This window comes from Promicromonospora aerolata (genome assembly GCF_042682255.1).
Taxonomy (GTDB): Bacteria; Actinomycetota; Actinomycetes; order Actinomycetales; family Cellulomonadaceae; genus Promicromonospora; species Promicromonospora aerolata.
Window position 1 is genome coordinate 4,440,778 of record NZ_JBHUHF010000001.1, and the last position, 17,827, is coordinate 4,458,604.

General features: G+C 72.3%; 16 protein-coding genes. 10 read left to right on the forward strand and 6 right to left on the reverse strand.

The window, feature by feature from the left end; genetic code table 11:
* Nucleotides 1-95 precede the first annotated feature (95 nt).
* Genes ACFSL2_RS19875 through ACFSL2_RS19890 form a run of 4 tightly spaced genes read right to left on the reverse strand, consistent with a single transcriptional unit; the run spans nt 96 to nt 5,691 of the window.
* The gene (locus ACFSL2_RS19875) at nt 96-1,931 is read right to left on the reverse strand and encodes an acetyl/propionyl/methylcrotonyl-CoA carboxylase subunit alpha (RefSeq protein WP_377199491.1); all 1,836 of its coding nucleotides are present in this window, start codon (nt 1,929-1,931) and stop codon (nt 96-98) included.
* On the reverse strand, nt 1,928-3,592 hold the full coding sequence (locus tag ACFSL2_RS19880) for a 5-oxoprolinase subunit B/C family protein (RefSeq protein WP_377199492.1): 1,665 nt from the start codon (nt 3,590-3,592) through the stop codon (nt 1,928-1,930). The genes ACFSL2_RS19875 and ACFSL2_RS19880 overlap by 4 nt, the downstream gene beginning before the upstream one ends.
* Entirely contained in the window at nt 3,589-4,374 is a 786-nt protein-coding gene (locus ACFSL2_RS19885) for a LamB/YcsF family protein (protein WP_377199493.1), read from the reverse strand. Before ACFSL2_RS19885 ends, ACFSL2_RS19880 begins: the two co-directional genes overlap by 4 nt.
* A gap of 39 nt (nt 4,375-4,413) precedes the next feature.
* The gene (locus ACFSL2_RS19890; protein ID WP_377199494.1) at nt 4,414-5,691 is read right to left on the reverse strand and encodes an NRAMP family divalent metal transporter; all 1,278 of its coding nucleotides are present in this window, start codon (nt 5,689-5,691) and stop codon (nt 4,414-4,416) included.
* A 242-nt stretch (nt 5,692-5,933) separates the two neighbouring features.
* Here ACFSL2_RS19890 and ACFSL2_RS19895 point away from each other — a divergent pair, with 242 nt between their 5' ends.
* The 8 genes from ACFSL2_RS19895 (at nt 5,934) to mshA (ending at nt 13,942) form a co-directional block, all read left to right on the forward strand.
* Nucleotides 5,934-7,424 carry a hypothetical protein gene (locus tag ACFSL2_RS19895; protein ID WP_377199495.1) on the forward strand — a complete coding sequence of 497 codons (1,491 nt, stop codon included), beginning with the start codon at nt 5,934-5,936 and terminating at the stop codon, nt 7,422-7,424.
* A 98-nt stretch (nt 7,425-7,522) separates the two neighbouring features.
* A complete protein-coding gene (locus ACFSL2_RS19900) occupies nt 7,523-8,191 on the forward strand; it encodes a GntR family transcriptional regulator (protein WP_377199496.1) in 669 nt (222 codons plus the stop codon).
* On the forward strand, nt 8,188-9,117 hold the full coding sequence (gene nadC / locus ACFSL2_RS19905) for a carboxylating nicotinate-nucleotide diphosphorylase (RefSeq protein ID WP_377199497.1): 930 nt from the start codon (nt 8,188-8,190) through the stop codon (nt 9,115-9,117). Before ACFSL2_RS19900 ends, nadC begins: the two co-directional genes overlap by 4 nt.
* Nucleotides 9,118-9,148: 31 nt before the next feature.
* A complete protein-coding gene (gene lysS, locus ACFSL2_RS19910; RefSeq protein ID WP_377199498.1) occupies nt 9,149-10,678 on the forward strand; it encodes a lysine--tRNA ligase in 1,530 nt (509 codons plus the stop codon).
* 39 nt (nt 10,679-10,717) lie between these two features.
* Nucleotides 10,718-10,900, forward strand: a complete 183-nt coding sequence (locus ACFSL2_RS19915; RefSeq protein ID WP_377199499.1) for a hypothetical protein — start codon at nt 10,718-10,720, stop codon at nt 10,898-10,900.
* A 175-nt stretch (nt 10,901-11,075) separates the two neighbouring features.
* Nucleotides 11,076-11,405 (forward strand): histone-like nucleoid-structuring protein Lsr2, encoded by a 330-nt coding sequence (locus ACFSL2_RS19920; protein ID WP_377199500.1) that lies wholly within the window; start codon nt 11,076-11,078, stop codon nt 11,403-11,405.
* A 111-nt stretch (nt 11,406-11,516) separates the two neighbouring features.
* The gene (locus ACFSL2_RS19925; protein WP_377199501.1) at nt 11,517-12,605 is read left to right on the forward strand and encodes a lactonase family protein; all 1,089 of its coding nucleotides are present in this window, start codon (nt 11,517-11,519) and stop codon (nt 12,603-12,605) included.
* On the forward strand, nt 12,605-13,942 hold the full coding sequence (gene mshA / locus ACFSL2_RS19930; protein ID WP_377200861.1) for a D-inositol-3-phosphate glycosyltransferase: 1,338 nt from the start codon (nt 12,605-12,607) through the stop codon (nt 13,940-13,942). Before ACFSL2_RS19925 ends, mshA begins: the two co-directional genes overlap by 1 nt.
* An 85-nt stretch (nt 13,943-14,027) precedes the next feature.
* Here mshA and ACFSL2_RS19935 read toward each other — a convergent pair whose 3' ends face one another.
* Nucleotides 14,028-14,768, reverse strand: a complete 741-nt coding sequence (locus tag ACFSL2_RS19935) for a phosphoglyceromutase (protein WP_377199502.1) — start codon at nt 14,766-14,768, stop codon at nt 14,028-14,030.
* A gap of 99 nt (nt 14,769-14,867) precedes the next feature.
* Nucleotides 14,868-15,515, reverse strand: a complete 648-nt coding sequence (gene phoU / locus ACFSL2_RS19940) for a phosphate signaling complex protein PhoU (RefSeq protein ID WP_377199503.1) — start codon at nt 15,513-15,515, stop codon at nt 14,868-14,870.
* Between the two features lie 275 nt (nt 15,516-15,790).
* Between phoU and ACFSL2_RS19945 the strand changes: the two genes are divergently transcribed.
* Nucleotides 15,791-17,131 carry a sensor histidine kinase gene (locus ACFSL2_RS19945; protein WP_377199504.1) on the forward strand — a complete coding sequence of 447 codons (1,341 nt, stop codon included), beginning with the start codon at nt 15,791-15,793 and terminating at the stop codon, nt 17,129-17,131.
* The gene (locus ACFSL2_RS19950) at nt 17,128-17,826 is read left to right on the forward strand and encodes a response regulator (protein WP_377199505.1); all 699 of its coding nucleotides are present in this window, start codon (nt 17,128-17,130) and stop codon (nt 17,824-17,826) included. Before ACFSL2_RS19945 ends, ACFSL2_RS19950 begins: the two co-directional genes overlap by 4 nt.
* The last annotated feature ends 1 nt before the right edge of the window (nt 17,827 follow it).

Here is a 17,827-nt window from a genome sequence, read left to right on the forward strand (position 1 = left end):
GTCGGATGGGATGAGATCGGTCAGTCAACCGACCGATCTCATCCCATCCGACCGAACTCAGCAGTCCTGCTGAGCATGGGCCGAACTCAGCGGCTCTACCGCAGGTAGCCGATCGGGTCACTCGTCGTGATCTGCGCACCCTCCGGGGTCACCTGTTCCAGCACGCCCGCGGCCTCCGCCACGAGCTGGCTCTCCATCTTCATCGCCTCGACGACGGCCAACGGCTGCCCGTCGGTCACCGTCTCGCCGTCGGCCACCAACCAGCGCACCAGGGTGCCCGGCATCGCGGGGAGCAGCGGCACGCGGCCGTCGTCCGCTCCGCCGCCCGACGTCGGGGACGCGGCCTGAGCTGGCGCCGAGCCAGACCCAGCTGCCGCACCAGGCCCAGCTGCCGCACCAGACCCGGCCGCCGCACCGAAGCCGGCCGCCGCACCGGAGCCCGTCGCCGGACCCGACCCGGCGAGCCCGATCCCGCCCGGTGTCCGCACCCGGTGCCGCCGGCCGTCGATCTCGACCCACGTCGCCACGACACCGGGTTCGAGCACCGGTGCGGCCAGCGCCTGCGGGTCGATCGACGTGAGCAGCTCGGTCTCTATCCACTGGGTGTGGACGGCGAAGCCGGACCCGTCCGCCGAACCCGTGAACGCCGGGTCGGCCAGCACCGCGCGGTGGAACGGGAGCACCGTGGGCACGCCCTCGACCACGGTCTCGGCCGCCGCTCGCCGGGCCCGCGCGAGTGCGAGCTCCCGGGTCGGTCCCCACACGACGATCTTGGCGAAGAGCGAGTCGAACTCGCCGGGGATCACCGACCCGGGCTCCACGCCGGCGTCGACCCGCACGCCCGGGCCGGCGGGAGCGGCGAACCGCTCGACGCGCCCGGGGCCGGGCAGGAAGCCCCGCGCCGGGTCCTCGGCGTTGAGCCGCAGCTCGATCGCGTGCCCGCGCGGTTCGGGGTCCTCGGTGACGGACAGCGGCAGACCGCTCGCGACGCGGAGCTGTTCGGCCACGAGGTCCAGCCCGGTGGTCTCCTCGGTGACCGGGTGCTCCACCTGGAGCCGGGTGTTCACCTCGAGGAAGGACAGGGTGCCGTCCGCGCCGAGCAGGAACTCGACGGTTCCGGCGCCGCGGTAGCCGGCGGCCGCGCAGAGGTCGCGCGCGGACTCGTGGATCCGCCGGCGCACCGCGGGGTCGAGGAACGGCGCGGGGGCCTCCTCGACCAGCTTCTGGTTGCGCCGTTGCAAGGAGCAGTCCCGCGTGCCCGCGACGACCACGTGGCCGTGGTCGTCCGCGATGATCTGCGCCTCCACGTGCCGGGGCCGGTCGAGGAACCGTTCGACGAAGCACTCGCCCCGTCCGAACGCGGCCTCGGCCTCCCGCCGAGCAGCCTCGAAGAGCTCGGGCACCTCTTCGAGGGTCCTGGCCACGCGCATGCCACGTCCGCCACCGCCGTGGGCCGCCTTGATGGCGAGCGGCAGCCCGTGCTGCTCGGCGAAGGCGAGCGCGGCGGCGGCGTCGGGCACCGGACCGTCCGAACCGGGTACGAGGGGTGCGCCGACGGTCCGCGCCAGCTCGCGGGCGGCGATCTTGTCGCCGAGCAGCTCGATGGTGGCCGGGGTTGGCCCCACCCACACCAGCCCCGCGTCCTCGACGGCACGCGCCGCGACGGCGCTCTCGGACAGGAAGCCGTACCCGGGGTGGACAGCGTCCGCCCCGGACCGGCGTGCCACGTCGAGCAGCTTGTCCACGGACAGGTAGGTCTCGGCAGCCGTGCGCCCGTCCAGGGCCCAGGCCTCGTCGGCGAGGCGGACGTGCGGGGCGTCCGCGTCGGGGTCGGCGTACACGGCGACGGAGCGGACGCCCAGATCAGCGCAGGCGCGGGCCACGCGGACCGCGATCTCGCCTCGGTTCGCGATGAGCACGGTGCGGATCATGGGGTGCCTCCTGGGTGGTGCTGGATCGTGAAGCGGATGCGCGCGCCGGCGGGGAGCTGCCCGGCGAGCGGCACGTGGTCGGCGACGACCGCCCCGACCACGGGGTACCCGCCGGTCAGCGGGTGGTCGGCGAGGAAGAGGACGGGCTGCCCGCTCGGCGGTACCTGAAGGGCGCCGGTGACGCAGCCCTCGCTCGGCAGCTCGGTGCCCTCCTGCTCGGGGACGCGGCTGAGGGGCTCGCCCTCCAGGCGCAGCCCGATCCGGTTGGAGCGCGGCGTCACCAGCCAGTCCTGGCCGGTCAGCCGCTCGATCGTCGCGGCGTCGAACCAGTCGTCGCGCGGGCCCAGGACGATGCGCAGCTCGGTGACCTCGCCGGCCGCGGGCAGCCCGCCCGGCGCCGGTGCGTCGGCCAGGTCCCCGGGCGCAGTGCTCCCGGAGGCGCTGGTCGCCGTCAGGCCGCGGTCCGGCACGCCGACCGGCAGCAGGTCGCCCGGCTCGAGCGGGTCGGGCCCCAGCCCGGCCAGCACGTCGGTGGCCCGGCTACCCAGCACGGGCGGCACGTCGATCCCGCCGCGCACCGCCACGTAGGCGCGCACGCCCCGGGCGGGTGCGGTGAGGCGCAGCTCGTCGCCGTCGTCCAGTGCGAAGGGTTCGCCCGGGCGCGGACGGCGGTCGGGACGGTCGGCGCCCGGGTGCGCCGTGTCGGATCCACCCGAGCCAGGTCCACCCGCACCCGGCCGCACGACGACGTCGCCTACCGCGCCCGTCACCGCGAGCACCTGCGGGCCACGGGCGCGCATCCGCAGGCCGCCCACGGACTCGATGACGGCGGCGTCGGACGGGTTGCCGACGGCGCGGTTGGCCGCCCGCAGGCCGGGCCGGTCCAGGGCGCCCGACGCCGAGACGCCCGCCCCCTCGGAACCGGGCCGCCCGAGGTCCTGGACCAGGGCCTGCACCCCGGGGCTGATGACCTCGAGAGTTCCGGGGCCCAGGCCGGCACCGGTGGCCGCCGGCTCCGTCGGGGTCTCCACCCTCGGCCCCACCAGGTCGCGCACAGCGGTGAAGCGGACCTTGTCGCCCGGGAGCATGAGGGCCGGGCGCTCACGCGTCACGTCCCACACCGGTGCGTCGGTGCGGCCGACGAGCTGCCACCCGCCGGGGCTCTCCCGCGGGTAGACGCCGCTGTACGGTCCGGCGAGGGCCACCGACCCGGCGGGCACGCGGGTGCGCGGGCTGGCCCGGCGGGGCACCACGAGCTCGGGGTCGTCGCTCGTCAGGTAGGCGAACCCGGGCGCGAAGCCGACGAAGCCGACGGTCCACGCCGCCGCGGTGTGCCGGCGGACGAGCTCGTCGGTGCTCCACCCGAGGAGACCGGCCACCTCGGCGAGGTCCGCGCCGTCGTACCGGACTGGGATCTCGACGGTGCGCGCGGCGGAGGTGGCGCGGCGCTCCAGGGGCCGTGCCCGGAGCTCGGCGGCCAGGACCCGCGCCGTGATCGCCGAGGGGCGGAACGGCACGAGGAGGGTCCGGGCGCCGGGCACGGGGACGCCGACGCCGCGCACCGGGTCGGCGGTGAGGGACTCGTACAGCGCGACCGCCTGGTCCAGGTCGTCGAGCTCGACCAGAAGAGCGTCGTCGCGCGCGGTCAGGACCCGGATCACGCCGTGGAGCCGCTGCCCGGCGCCGGGGCGAAGGCCGAGAGCGCGATGCCCTCGGCGTCGAACACCTCGCGGATCCGCCGGGCCATGGCGACGGCGCCGGGGGAGTCGCCGTGCACGCACACGGAGTCGGCGCGGACGGCGACGTCGGACCCGTCAACGGCGGTCACCACACCCTCGGTGACGAGGCGGAGCATGCGCCGCGCGACGTCGTCCGCGTCGTGCAGCACCGCACCTGGCTCGCGCCGGGAGACGAGTCGGCCCTCGGGCGTATAGGCGCGGTCGGCGAACGCCTCGGTGGCGGTCACGAGGCCGGCCGCCGACGCCGCCGCGAGGGCCGCGCTGCCGGGCAGGCCGAGCATGACCAGCGCCGGGTCGACGGCGGCGACGGCCGCGGCCACGGCCGTCGCCACCCGTTCGTCGACCGCCGCCGTGTTGTACAGCGCACCATGAGGCTTGACGTACGAGACCGAGGCCCCCTCGGCGTCGGCCAGGCCCCGGAGAGCCCCGATCTGGTAGGCGACGTCGGCCTCGAGCTCGTCGTCGGGCACGTCCATGTTGCGGCGGCCGAACCCGGCCAGGTCGCGGTAGCCGACGTGTGCGCCGACGGTGACGCCGTGCGCCACCGCAGACCGCACGGTGCGGCGGATCGACGCCGGGTCCCCGGCATGGAACCCGCAGGCGATGTTGGCGCTGGAGACGATGCCGAGCATCTGCTCGTCGTCCCCCAGGGTCCAGCGGCCGAAGCCCTCGCCGAGGTCGCTGTTCAGGTCGACGGCGCTCATGGTGCGTTTCCTTTCATGTACCGGGCCGGAGGCCCGGGATCAGACGGACAGCAGGTCGAAGATCGGGCCCACCGCGTTGACCGCCATGTACCAGGTGACCACGGTGGCCAGGGTGCCGACCACCAGGAGCCACCGCGGGTACCGCGCGGTGCCGAGGAGCGAGCCGCGGAACCAGCCGATGTACATGAACAAGGTCAGGCCGATCGGCAAGATCAGGCCGTTGAGGCCACCCACGAACACGAGCAGGGTGGCCGGCGGCGTGCCGATCGACAGGTATGCCGCCAGGGAGACGACGATGAAGCCCACCGTCCACCGGTCGGCGACGCGGCCGGTGATCCGCGCGGAGAACACCGGCAGGAACGAGACAGAGGTGTACGCGGCGCCGATGACGCTCGTGATGGCCGCGATCCAGAACACCGCACCGAAGAGGCGCAGACCCGTCTCGCCGGCCGCAGCGCCGAACGCGTCACCGGCGGGGTTGCCCGTCACGTCCAGGACCACGCCGGAGGCGACGACGCCAAGGATCGCGAGGAACAGGACGTACCGCATGATGCCGGTGACGATGATGCCGCTGACCGCCGCACGGTTCACCTCGGCGATGTGCTCCGGGCCCGCTGTGCCGGAATCGAGCAGCTTGTGGGCGCCCGCGTACGTGATGTAGCCGCCGACGGTGCCACCGACGATGGTGGTGATCGTGGCGAAGCTGACGGTGTCCGGCAGCACCGTCTGCCGGAGCGCGTCCCCGACGGGCGGGTCGGACAGGATCATGACGGTCACGGTGAGCACGATCATCACCAGTCCGGCGACGATCACCACGCGGTCGACGAGGACCCCGGCGCGCTTGGCGAGGAAGATCGCGATGGCGATCGCCGCGCTGATGGCCCCGCCCAGCCGGGGGTCGATGCCGAAGAGCGCGTTCATGCCGAGGCCCGCGCCCGCGGTGTTGCCGATGTTGAAGACGAGCCCGCCGAGCACGATCAGCACGGCGAGCACATAGCCGCTGCCCGGCAGGGCGTCGTTGGCCAGCACGCTCGCGCGCTTGCCGGTCAGCGTGATCATGCGCCAGACGTTCATCTGTACCGCGAGGTCGATGAGGACCGAGACCAGGATGCCGAACGCGAACGCGGCGCCGAGCTGCTGCGTGAACGTGGCGGTCTGCGTGATGAAGCCGGGCCCGATGGCGGACGTCGCCATGAGGAAGAGCGCGCCGAGCAGGGACCGGCTGCGTGCGGTCGCGAACCGTTTGATGCCGGCGGAGCGGGTACCCGGTGGCGACGGTGCCTGCGGGGCCGAGGTGTCTTGGCTCGGGTCGGACATGGCGTCCTCCTGGTTGTTGGGTGAGCCGGATTGTTCAACAGTCAGGATGGTCCTCGCCGAATGTTTCCGTCGCATTGCGGAACTTTGTCGATCATGACACGGCTCAGGCCCTGCAGTCCGGTCGGGGACACGAGATGTTTACTTACCGGGCCCTGTCGAATTGTTCAACGAACGAATACGGTCGTGACGACCCACTACCGAGGGGAACAGACCACATGTCGACACCACGTACCGCAACCAGGATGCGAGCAGGCGCCGTCGCCCTCGCACTCTGCGCCTCCGCCGCGCTCGGGGCTCCTGGGGCCGCGCACGCCACGTCCGACCGGGGCACCGACTGCCTCGACCCGAGCGTCCCGCTGTCGGTCGAGGAGAGCCGCCTGGCCGCCCACCTGCCCGACGCCGCCGATCCGACCGTCCCGGCCGACCGGACCTACGCCCGGACGGTCATCGAGGGCGGCGGGTTCGGCCGGTACACGGACGCCTTCACGGCGTCGCTGTGCCGCACCCGGTCGTTCGACGGCGCCATGGCGCTGGCCGAGCGGAAGGGCGAGGCCCTGTGGGACGCCGCCGTCCGCAGGGCCCAGTCCGCCGGCGCCGTCCGCGGCGACCTGCCCGCCAGCGACGACCGACCGCTGTACTGGACCCGCGTCGAGGCGATGTCGGTGCTGCGTCAGTGGGCACCGGACGGCGGCCTCACCGAGGCGGAGCGCGCCGAGCTGGTCGAGACGTTCGACAAGGCGGCGCGTGGCATGTTCGACATCGACCTGCCGCCCGGCGACGACGTCCTCCGCGTGATCGTGAGCGGGTTCGACGTCTACACGCTCGACGGCGGCGTCACCGGCCCGGCGCCCGGCACCGTCGGCAACAACATCCGGCACGGCAACCCGTCGGGTGCCACGGCGCTCCTGCTGGACGGCAGCACCTACCGCACGGACGACGGCAAGGTCGCGCACGTGGAGGCGTACACCCTGCCCGTGAGCTACCCGGAGTTCGAGCGGGGCTACCTCGAGGACACCGTCGGTCCGTTCATGGAGCCCGGGCCCCGCCAGGTCGACGCGTCCCTCACCGTCAGCCAGGCCGGCGGGTCCCAGTTCAACCTGGAGCAGTGGAACGCGCGCTACCACGGCACGTACCCGGGCAACGACAACGGTGCGCCGTGCCGGGCGGTGGGCGGCGTGCCGCAGCTCGCCGTCGACAACCCGGCGTGCAACATCCAGGTCGTCGACCGCTGGGGCGGCGGGGACGGGCTCACGGACCCGCCGCAGTGGACCACGGCGAGCCTGCCGATCGCGGAGATGATCGCCGCGAACACCGGTGCCGACGTGCCGCGCCCGCCGGGGGACACCTGGCCCGACGAGTCGGTGGCCTTCGGCGTGGTGTGGAACACCAGCTACACGCAGTTCCCGGACTGCACGTCACCGGAGCTGGAGCGGTTCAACAGCCCGCCGTCGGTCACCTACCCGCCGGCCACACCGCCGGTCCCGCCCGCCGAGAGCTCCTGTTCGTACAGCGGCGGCGGCGGCAACTACCTCTCGAACGAGAGCGCCTACCGCAACACCCTGCTGCGTGACCGTGCGGGTCTCGACATCCCCGCCGGGCACATCCACACCCCGGACATGCAGCGCTTCGAGACCGACTTCGCGGTGAGCGACCCGACGTTCGACGCGTGGCGGACCTCGATCGCCGCCCAGTCCCGCAACCTCGTCCACGCGGTCCTGGACACGATCGACTGACCAGCCTTCGCCGAGTGCTGGGTATTTGCGGGTTCTCCGCTCTCTGACGCGCAAATACCCAGCACTCGACGATCCGTCGGGGTCCGTAGACTGAGGCGGTGAAGCCGGACCGCGCCGAGCGCAGCGCAGACGCCATCCGCGAGCTCATCGTCACCGGCCGTCTGGCACCGGGGCAGCGGCTCTCGGAGCAGTCGGTGAGCGAGTCGCTCGACGTGTCCCGCAACACGTTGCGGGAAGCCTTCCGGATCCTCGTCCACGAGGGGCTCCTGGTCCGGCGGCACAACGCCGGCGTCGCCGTGGCGAGACCCACGCTCACCGACGTCGTCGACATCTACCGGCTACGGCGGCTCATCGAGGTGCCCGTCCTCGCGGCGGGCGACCCCCAGCATCCTGGGGCCCGCGCCATGCGCGACGCCGTCGACGCGGCCCTCGCCGCCCGGCTCGGCGGCGACTGGCGCGACATCGCCGCCGCGAACATGCGGTTCCACTCGGGGATCGTGGCGCTCGCCGGCAGCCCACGCCTCGACCGCGTGCACGCGAACCTCTCCGCGGAGCTCCGCCTGTCGTTCGGTCTGCTGGGCGACGACGGCGACTTCTTCGACGGCTTCGTGGACCGGAACGCGGCCCTGCTGCGCCGGTTCCTGGCGGGCGACGCCGAGGGCGCGGCGTCCGACCTGAACCGGTACCTCGCGGACTCGGAGCACCTGCTCCAGGACGTCGTGGACCGCGCCGCGACGCCCCGCGCGGCGGATACGGTGAGCCCGTGAGCACTCTCCCCGTCTTCGCCACCCCCTCCACCGTCACCCCGGGGCTCGACGCCGGCTGGGTGGCCCGCACCGTCGAGGTCGCCCTCGACGAGGACCTCGGCCCCGCGCCGGGGCGGGACGTGACCTCGCAGGCGACCATCCCGCCGTCGGGCACGGGTGCCGCCGAGCTCGTGGCGCGGGAGGACGGCGTCCTCGCGGGACTCGTGGTGACGGAGGCGGTACTGGACCAGGTGGCGACCCGACTGGGTCTCGACCGGGCAGCCGCCACCTTCCACGCGCAGGACGGCGACGCCGTCACCGCCGGCCAGGTGCTGGCCACGCTGGAGGGCCGCACCCAGGTGCTCCTCGTGGCGGAGCGCACGCTGCTGAACCTCGTGAGCCGCGCCTCGGGCGTGGCCACCGCGACCCAGGCGTTCGTCCGCGAGCTCGCGGGCACCGGCGCGCAGGTGCTGGACACCCGCAAGACGACGCCCGGCCTGCGCGCGCTGCAGAAGTACGCGGTGCGCGCCGGCGGGGGCACGAACAAGCGCATGGGCCTGTACGACGTCGCCATGGTCAAGGACAACCACGTGGTCGCCGCCGGCTCGGTCGCCGCGGCGATCCACGCCGTGCGGGAGATGTTCCCGGACGTACCGGTCCAGGTCGAGGCCGACACCACGGCCCAGGCCCTGGAGGCACTGGACTCGGGCGCGGACTTCCTGCTCCTCGACAACATGGAGCCCGACCGCCTCGCCGAGGCGGTGGCCGCCGTCCGCGAACGGGAGGGACACGACGGCGTCCCCGCGCACGTCGAGCTCGAGGCGACCGGCAACCTGACGCTCGCCACGGCAGGGAAGGTCGCGGCCACCGGTGTGGACTTCCTGTCGGTGGGTGCGCTGACGCACAGTGCGCCGATCCTCGACCTGGCCCTGGACCTGCGCGCCTGACCCAGCTCCCCGCACCGATAGAATCACTCGGGTGACGACCGAGAACCCGGCTGCCGAGAGTGCCGCAAACCCGCTGACCGACGACCTGCCCGAGCAGCTGCGGATCCGGCGTGAGAAGCGTGAACGCCTCCTGGCGCGCGGCACCGAGGCCTACCCGGTCACCGTGCCGGTCACGCACGCCATCACCGAGGTCCGCACCGCGTACGGGCACCTCGAGGCCGGCCAGGAGACGGACGACCTCGTGGGCGTCGCCGGCCGCGTGGTCTTCATCCGCATCGGCGGCAAGCTGTGCTTCGTCACGCTGCAGGACGGCGAGGGCAACCGCCTCCAGGGCATGCTGAGCCTCGCCGTGCTCGGGGAGGAGGCGCTCGCGGCCTTCAAGACCGACGTCGACCTGGGCGACCACCTGTTCCTGCACGGCCGCGTCGGCGCATCCCGCCGGGGTGAGCTGAGCATCTTCGCGGACGAGTGGCAGATGGCGGCGAAGTCGCTGCGCCCCCTCCCGGTGCTGCACAAGGACCTGTCCGAGGAGGCGCGCGTGCGGCAGCGCTACGTGGACCTCATCGCGCGGCCCGCGGCCCGCGACATGGTGCGCCTGCGCGCGGGTGTGGTGCGTTCTCTGCGCGAGAACTTCCACCGCCGCAGCTTTCTCGAGGTCGAGACGCCGATGCTGCAGACCATTGCGTCGGGCGCGACGGCCCGGCCTTTCTCGACGCACATGAATGCGTACGACCTGGAGCTCTTCCTGCGCATCGCGCCGGAGATCTTCCTCAAGAAGGCGGTCGTGGGCGGTGTCGAGAAGGTCTTCGAGATCAACCGCAACTTCCGTAACGAGGGCGCGGACTCATCGCACTCGCCGGAGTTCGCCATGCTGGAGGCGTACGAGGCGTACGGGGATTACAACACCATCGGCGCTCTCACCAAGGACCTGGTGCAGACCGCGGCCCTTGACGTTCTCGGTACCACGCTCGTGACTCTCCCGGACGGTTCCGAGTACGAGCTCGGCGGCGAATGGGCAAACCTGCGCATGTATGCCTCGCTGTCCGAAAGCCTGGGCGAGGAGATCACCGGCGAGACGTCGGTCGAGGAACTCGAGAAGATCGCCGAGCGGCTCGATGTCGAGGTCGGCAACAAGAAGATCCTGAATCACGGAAAGCTCGTCGAGACCCTCTGGGAGCACCAGGTGGGCGACCACCTGACCGCGCCGACGTTCGTGCGGGACTTTCCGGTCGAGACGTCACCGCTCACCCGGGACCACCGTACGGAAAAGGGTCAGGTCGAGAAGTGGGACCTGTACGTCCGGGGCGTCGAGCTGGCCACCGGCTATTCCGAGCTGGTGGACCCGGTGATCCAGCGCCGGCGTTTCGAGGCGCAGGCCAGGATGGCCGCGGCCGGCGACGACGAGGCCATGCTCCTGGACGAGGATTTCCTGACCGCGATGGAATTCGCGATGCCCCCTTCGGGCGGAATGGGCATGGGCATCGACCGCCTGCTCATGGCACTCACCGGCCAAGGGATCCGTGAGACCATCCTTTTCCCGCTGGTGAAGCCGCAGGCTTGAGATTTCAATCGGTGCAGACGAGTTTGTGAGGATCTTGTGATGGATACGACGCTTGCGGTGCTCGCCGGGCTCACGCCCTCGGTGGGCGTCGGCCTGTTGTTCTGGTTTTCGATGCGCAAGATCCTTCGTGCCGACCGCCACGAGCGCGAGGCGCTCGACCGAATGGACCGCGAAGGCATGACGGCGGCAGCGGAAAGCGCGAGGAATTCGCCTTCGCGCTGATCCGCGCGGCCGAGGTTATCCCCGCCGACCTTCCGGATCAAATCCACGCACTTCACCACCGCAGGGTGAAGTTTTCGTGATCGGTGTCACATGTCTATTATTGACATGTCAATATTGAGTGCGGCATGCTCACGAACTAACCCCGGAATTTGTGGCGCGGAAGGGAAGTACCCGTATGGTTCAGAAGGTTCAGCTCGTTCTCGAAGATGACATCGATGGCGGTGCCGCTGAAGAGACCGTGAACTTCGGCCTCGACGGCGTCTCCTACGAGATCGACCTCAATGCCGAGCACGCGGCCCAGCTGCGTGATGCGCTCGCTTCGTGGGTCGGCCACGCACGCAAGGTGAAGTCGCCCGTTGCGCGCACTGCCACCACGCGTCGGTCCCGTTCCGGCAGCGACACGGCTGCTGTCCGCGAATGGGCCAAGGCCAACGGCTACACCGTGAGCGACCGCGGCCGAATTGCGGCAGAGGTCCAGGAGGCTTACGCGAAGGCCAACGGCTGACGCGTCGCCGGCACGACGGCATATTGCGCCCCGGCGCCCCCGTGACAAGGGGCGGCCGGGGCGTCGTGCATTCCGGCGAGAGCATGGGCGCAACGTCATTAGGCTGGCTGCATGAGCATCGCTACCGCTGCCCTCTGGATCGGCACCTATCCGACGGCGGGTAACGCCCCCGGCGCGGGAGAGGGTATCTGGCGCGTCGGCGTCGACCCGACCGGACGGTTCACGGCCGGTGAGCTCGTCGCGCCGGTCGCGGCGCCGTCCTTCCTGGCGCTGGACCCTGCTCGGCGCACGCTCCTGGCGGTCACCGAGGCGGAGGCCGGTGCCGTCAGCTCCTTCCAGGTGTCCGACGCCGGCGCGCTCGCCCCCGCGGGGGGTGTCTCCTCGGGCGGCGCGAGCCCCTGCCACGTGGTCGCGACCGGCACCTCGGCCTGGGTGGCGAACTACGGCGACGGGACGGCCGCGGTCTTCGGGCTGCACCCGGACGGCGCCCTCGGCGCGCCCCGCGGCTTCGCGCACACGGGCTCCGGTCCGGTCCTCGACCGGCAGGAGGGGTCGCACGCCCACTTCGCGCACGTCTGGGGCGACCGCGTGCTGGTGTCCGACCTCGGCACCGACGAGCTGCGCACCTACCCGCTCGACCCGGCCGGCACGGCGGACGCGCCGGAGTCGCCGAGCGGCGAGGTCGCCGCCGTGCTGCCGCCCGGGACGGGGCCGCGCCACCTGGTGGAGCTCGCCGACGGCACGGTCCTGCTCGTGGGCGAGCTGGACTGCCGGCTGCACGTCCTGGTGCCCGCGGGCCCCGGCCGTCTCGAGCACGTCGGCTCCGTGGCGATCACCCGGCGCACCATGCCAGACGGCGCCGCCGGGTACCCCTCGCACATCACCGTCGCCGGCGACCTGGTGCACGTGGGGGTGCGCGGCCCGGACGTGCTGGCCGTGCTCCGCGTCCGCGAGGCGGAGTCCGCGACCGGGTCCGCCGGCGCCGTCGGGCACCTCGCCATCGAGAACGTCTCCGACATCGAGCTCGGCGCCGGCGCCTGGCCGCGCCACCACGCGGTCGTGGCCGACGGCGCCGTCGTGGTCGTCGCGGCGCAGAACAGCGACGAGCTGATCGCGGTGCGCCTCGACCGCACGTCGGGCAAGGGCGAGATCGCGGATCGACTGGAGCTGCCCGTGCCCGCGTGCGTCCTGGAGGCATGATGCGCGACAGCCTGCCGCCGGACCTCGTCGAGCCGGACGCGCCCCGCCCGCTCCGGATCGCGATGGTCTCCGTGCACACGTCGCCCCTGGAGCAGCCCGGAACGGGCGACGCCGGCGGCATGAACGTGTACGTGCTGGAGCTGTCCCGGGCGCTCGCCCGGCGCGGCGCGCAGGTGGAGATCTACACACGGGCGACGTCCTCGGCCCAGCCCAAGGTGACGGACGCCGAGCCGGGAATCCGCGTGGTGCACGTGGCCGCGGGGCCGTACGAAGGGCTGGACAAGAACGACCTGCCGGGTCAGCTCTGCGCGTTCGCCGCGGGGGTGCTGCGCGCCGAGGCGCACCGCCCCGAGGGCTGGTACGACGTGCTCCACACCCACTACTGGCTCTCCGGTCAGGTGGGCTGGATCGCGGCGGAGCGCTGGGACGTCCCGCTCGTGCACACCATGCACACCATGGCGCGGGTGAAGAACGCCGCGCTCGCGCCCGGCGACGCCCCCGAGCCGCAGGGCCGGATCATCGGTGAGGAGCAGGTGGTCGCCGAGGCGGACGCCCTGGTCGCGAACACCGACCAGGAGGCCGGTGAGCTGGTACGCGACTACCGGGCCGACGCCGACCGGGTGCGCGTGGTGCAGCCAGGCGTGGACCTCGGAGTGTTCTCCCCGTTCCCGGACACCGCCGGGGGAGACCCGGTGGAGGCCGGCCGGCAGCGGGCCGAGCAGTGCGCACGGCTGCGGGAACGGCTGGAGCTGCCGGTGGACCGGCAGATCGTGCTGTTCGCGGGACGGGTGCAGCTGCTCAAGGGCCCTGACATCCTGGTGCGCGCCCTGGGGGAGCCGATCTGGTCGGTGGACGACGGGCAGCCGCCGCTGCTCGTGGTGCTGGGCGGCGCGTCGGGCCGTCCGACGGCGGTCCGCGAGCTCGAGGCGCTCGCCTACCAGGAAGGGGTGGCCGCCCACGTCCAGGTACGCCCGCCGGTGCCGCAGCAGGCACTCGCCGACTACTTCCGGGCGGCTGACCTGGTGGCCGTGCCGTCACACAGCGAGTCGTTCGGTCTCGTCGCGGCGGAGGCGCAGGCGACGGGGACCCCGGTCGTCGCTGCCGCGGTAGGCGGTCTGCGCACCGTGGTCGAGGACGGCGTCTCGGGGGTGCTCGTGCCCGACCACGAGCCCGAGAGCTGGGCGCTGGTCCTCAAGAGCCTCCTGGACGACGACGCGCTCCGCGCGCGGCTGGCCGTGGGCGCCCGCACCTCCGCGACCAGGTTCGGCTGGGACCGCGCCGCCGACGAGGTCCTGGACGTCTACGAGCAGGCGCGCAAGCACCACGCCACCAGGTAGCACGGGCGAGGTAGAACGGGCGAGGTAGGACCGTGGCGCGGCACCGCCGCGCCACGGTCCTACCTCGGTACGGGGACGAGCGGGGTCAGCGGCCCTGGTTGGCCACCGCGGCGATCGCGTCCTTCGCGGCCTCCGGGTCCAGGTAGGTGCCGCCCGGGTTCACCGGGGCGAGGGTCTCCTCGTCGAGCTCGTAGACCAGCGGGATGCCGGTCGGGATGTTCAGGCCGGCGATGGCCTCGTCCGAGACGCCGTCCAGGTGCTTCACCAGGGCGCGCAGGGAGTTGCCGTGGGCGGCCACGAGCACGGTCTTGCCCGCCTTGAGGTCAGGCACGATCTCGCTCTCCCAGTACGGCAGGGCACGGTCGAGCACGAGCTTGAGCGCCTCGGTGCGGATCAGCGGGGCGTCCGCGTAGCGCGGGTCGCTGTCCTGGCTGAACTCCGAGCCCAGCTCGATCTCGGGCGGCGGCACGTCGTAGGAGCGGCGCCAGAGCATGAACTGCTCCTCACCGAACTCCTCGAGCGTCTGCTTCTTGTCCTTGCCCTGCAGGGCGCCGTAGTGGCGCTCGTTGAGGCGCCAGCTGCGCTTGACGGGGATCCAGTGCAGGTCGGCGACGTCGAGCGCGAGGTTCGCCGTCGAGATGGCGCGGCGCAGCAGCGAGGTGTGCAGGACGTCCGGCGTCACACCGGCCTCCTTGAGGAGCGCGCCACCGCGCTTGGCCTCCTCCACGCCCTTCTCGGAGAGGGCTACGTCCACCCAGCCGGTGAACAGGTTCTTCGCGTTCCACTCGCTCTCGCCGTGGCGGAGCAGCACGAGGGTGTAAGTCATGGCTCCATCCTGCCACCCACGCCACCATGCAGCTGTTGCCGCCCCCGGGAGCCGGGAGCGGCAACAGCATGGTCGACGACGGCGCAGGCCGTGCGGTGCTTACTCGTCGTGGAAGTCTCCGGTGACGAGGAAGGTCACGCGGCGGGCGACCGACACGCCGTGGTCGCCGAACCGCTCGTAGTAGCGCGCGACGAGGGTGACGTCCACCGCCTCCTGGACCGTGCCCTGCCACTCGGGTGCCAGGAGCTTGTTGAACGTCTCCTGGTGCAGCTCGTCGAGCCGGTCGTCGTCCCGCTCGAGCGCCTCGGCCACCGTGAGGTCGCGCGTGGCGAGCAGCTTGGTGGTGCGCTGGGCCACGCGGACCGCCGCGTCGTGCATGCTCACGAACGTGTCCCGTGCCTCGGGCACGATCGCCTGCGCCGGGTAGCGTCCGCGCGCCACCTGCGCCACGTGCCGGGCGAGATCGCCCATGCGCTCCAGCGAGGAGCTCATGCGCAGGGCGCTCACGACGACCCGCAGGTCGGTGGCGACCGGCGCCTGCTGCGCGAGCAGGTGCACGCATCGCGCGTCGAGGGAGTCCTCGATGGCGTCGATGGTCTTGTCGGAGGCGATCACCTCCTGGGCCAGCTGGAGGTCGGCCTCCAGCAGCGCTGTGCCGGCACGGGTGATGGCGGACTCCACGAGCCTGCTCATCTCGGTCAGGTCTTCTCCGACCTGCTGGAGCTCAGCTTCGAAGATCTGTCGCATCGGTTTCCTCTCGCACTCGGGGCGCGCGGACGGGTACGCGTCCGCTGTCGCGCCGCCGACGGGCGGGCAGGGCCGACGCGCGGCCGGGCCGACCGCCCCGGACAAGTCCCGGAACGGCACACGGCACAGCTACCGCCCGCACCCGCCAAGGTTCGACGTCGCGTTGTACCGGGAGGTTAACGCGCTTCCTCCCTGACATGAACAGTAGGCGACACGATCCTCCGAGCGCCTGCCGACGTCGACCTGCGGTTGAAACCTCGACCTACTCTGGAGTCGTGGACGGAATCATCTCCGGGGTACCGGTGCTGGCCGCCGGAATCCTCGGCGTGATCGTCGGCGTGGTCGCCACCGTGGCGTTCCGCGTCTCCGAGCGGCAGCAGCACGCCCTGCCCCAGGCCGAACCCGACGAGCTCGACGCGGGTCTCGTCCGCGTGCTCTCGGTGCTGCGCTCCGCCGCCGTCGTGCTCGACGGCGAGGACGACGTGATCCGGGCCTCCCCACCCGCCTACGCGCTGGGAGTGGTGCGCAACGACGCCCTGGTGCATCCGGCCATCACCGACCTGGTCGCCCTGGTGCGGCGCGACGGGGTGATCCGCGAGCAGGAGCTGGAGCTGCCCCGCGGTCCGGTGGGTCAGGGCACGGTGCTGTTGCAGGTCCGCGTCGCGCCGCTCGGCCTCGAACGGGTGCTGGTGCTCGCCGAGGACCGTACAGAGGCGCGCCGCGTCGAGGCGATCCGCCGCGACTTCGTGGTCAACGTCTCGCACGAGCTGAAGACGCCGGTGGGCGCCCTGGCACTTCTCGCGGAGACCGTTGCCGACGCGGCGGACGACCCCGTCGCCGTCCGCCGGTTCACCGAACGGATGCAGCGCGAGGCCGTCCGGCTGTCCGCGCTGGTGCAGGAGATCATCGAGCTGTCCCGCCTGCAGGGCGCCGGCGCGGTGCCGAAGCTGACCCCCGTCCCGATCCGCGAGGTCGTGGAAGAGGCGGTCGACCGGGCCCGCATCACCGCACAGTCCAAGAACATCGCGATCACGATGGGCGGCGACCTGGACACCGAGGTCTACGGCGACCACAACCTCCTGGTCACCGCGGTCCGCAACCTGGTCGACAACGCCGTCGCCTACTCCGGGCCCGCCAGCCGCGTGGGCGTCGGGGTGAACGAGCGCGGCGGTCTCGTCGAGATCGCCGTCGTCGACCAGGGCGTCGGGATCGCGGAGGACGCACAGGACCGCGTCTTCGAGCGTTTCTACCGGGTGGATCCCGCACGCTCGCGCGACACTGGGGGAACGGGGCTGGGGCTGAGCATCGTCAAGCACGTCGCCGCCGACCACGGTGGCGACGTCACGATGTGGTCGGAACCCGGCCGGGGCTCGACGTTCACCCTGCGGATCCCGTCCGCGGACCGGCCGGACGGCGGGTCCCGCACCGGACGGGTCACACCGCCACCGCTGGTGGACGTGGTCCGTGACGGCACCGAGCCGCACGACGGGCCGGGCCGGGACGACCCGGGCGGGACCCCGCCCGAAGCAGCAGGACAGCAGGACCGGCAGGGCAAGCAGGGTCAGCACAAGGCCACAGGCCATGGGGCCACGAAGAACGAGGAGGTAGGTGCGTGACGCGCATCCTGGTGGTTGAGGACGAAGAGTCGTACCGGGACCCGCTGACGTACCAGCTGACCCGCGAGGGTTTCGAGGTGGTCGAGGCCGCCGACGGCAACTCGGCGCTCGCTGCGTACGACGCGGAGGGGGCGGACCTGGTGCTGCTCGACCTGATGCTGCCGGGCCTGTCGGGCACGGAGGTGTGCCGGGAGCTGCGGGCCCGCGGCGACGTGCCGGTCATCATGCTGACCGCCAAGGACTCCGAGATCGACAAGGTCGTGGGCCTCGAGCTCGGCGCCGACGACTACGTGACGAAGCCGTACTCGTACCGGGAGCTGCTGGCCCGCGTGCGCGCCGTGCTCCGCCGTCGGCAGCCCAACGACTCGGCGGAGCAGGACGAGGACGGCGTGCTCGAGGTCGGGCCGGTCCGGATGGACGTGGAGCGGCACACCGTCGCCGTGTCCGGCGAGGGTGTCGCGCTGCCGCTCAAGGAGTTCGACCTGCTCGAGCTGCTGATGCGCAACGCGGGCCGCGTGCTGACCCGTGGCCAGCTCATCGACCGGGTCTGGGGCGCCGACTACGTGGGCGACACCAAGACGCTCGACGTCCACGTGAAGCGCATCCGCTCGAAGATCGAGCCGGACCCGGGCACGCCCAAGTACCTCCTCACGGTGCGCGGCCTGGGCTACAAGCTGGCCGACGACGAGGGGTGAG

Coding starts and splice junctions, on each gene's coding strand:
- ACFSL2_RS19875 (WP_377199491.1), bottom strand. CDS start 1,931: ATGATCCGCACCGTGCTCATCGCGAACCGAGGCGAGATCGCGGTCCGC.
- ACFSL2_RS19885 (WP_377199493.1), bottom strand. CDS start 4,374: ATGAGCGCCGTCGACCTGAACAGCGACCTCGGCGAGGGCTTCGGCCGC.
- ACFSL2_RS19890 (WP_377199494.1), bottom strand. CDS start 5,691: ATGTCCGACCCGAGCCAAGACACCTCGGCCCCGCAGGCACCGTCGCCA.
- ACFSL2_RS19895 (WP_377199495.1), top strand. CDS start 5,934: ATGCGAGCAGGCGCCGTCGCCCTCGCACTCTGCGCCTCCGCCGCGCTC.
- ACFSL2_RS19915 (WP_377199499.1), top strand. CDS start 10,718: ATGGATACGACGCTTGCGGTGCTCGCCGGGCTCACGCCCTCGGTGGGC.
- ACFSL2_RS19920 (WP_377199500.1), top strand. CDS start 11,076: ATGGTTCAGAAGGTTCAGCTCGTTCTCGAAGATGACATCGATGGCGGT.
- ACFSL2_RS19925 (WP_377199501.1), top strand. CDS start 11,517: ATGAGCATCGCTACCGCTGCCCTCTGGATCGGCACCTATCCGACGGCG.
- mshA (WP_377200861.1), top strand. CDS start 12,605: ATGCGCGACAGCCTGCCGCCGGACCTCGTCGAGCCGGACGCGCCCCGC.
- ACFSL2_RS19935 (WP_377199502.1), bottom strand. CDS start 14,768: ATGACTTACACCCTCGTGCTGCTCCGCCACGGCGAGAGCGAGTGGAAC.
- phoU (WP_377199503.1), bottom strand. CDS start 15,515: ATGCGACAGATCTTCGAAGCTGAGCTCCAGCAGGTCGGAGAAGACCTG.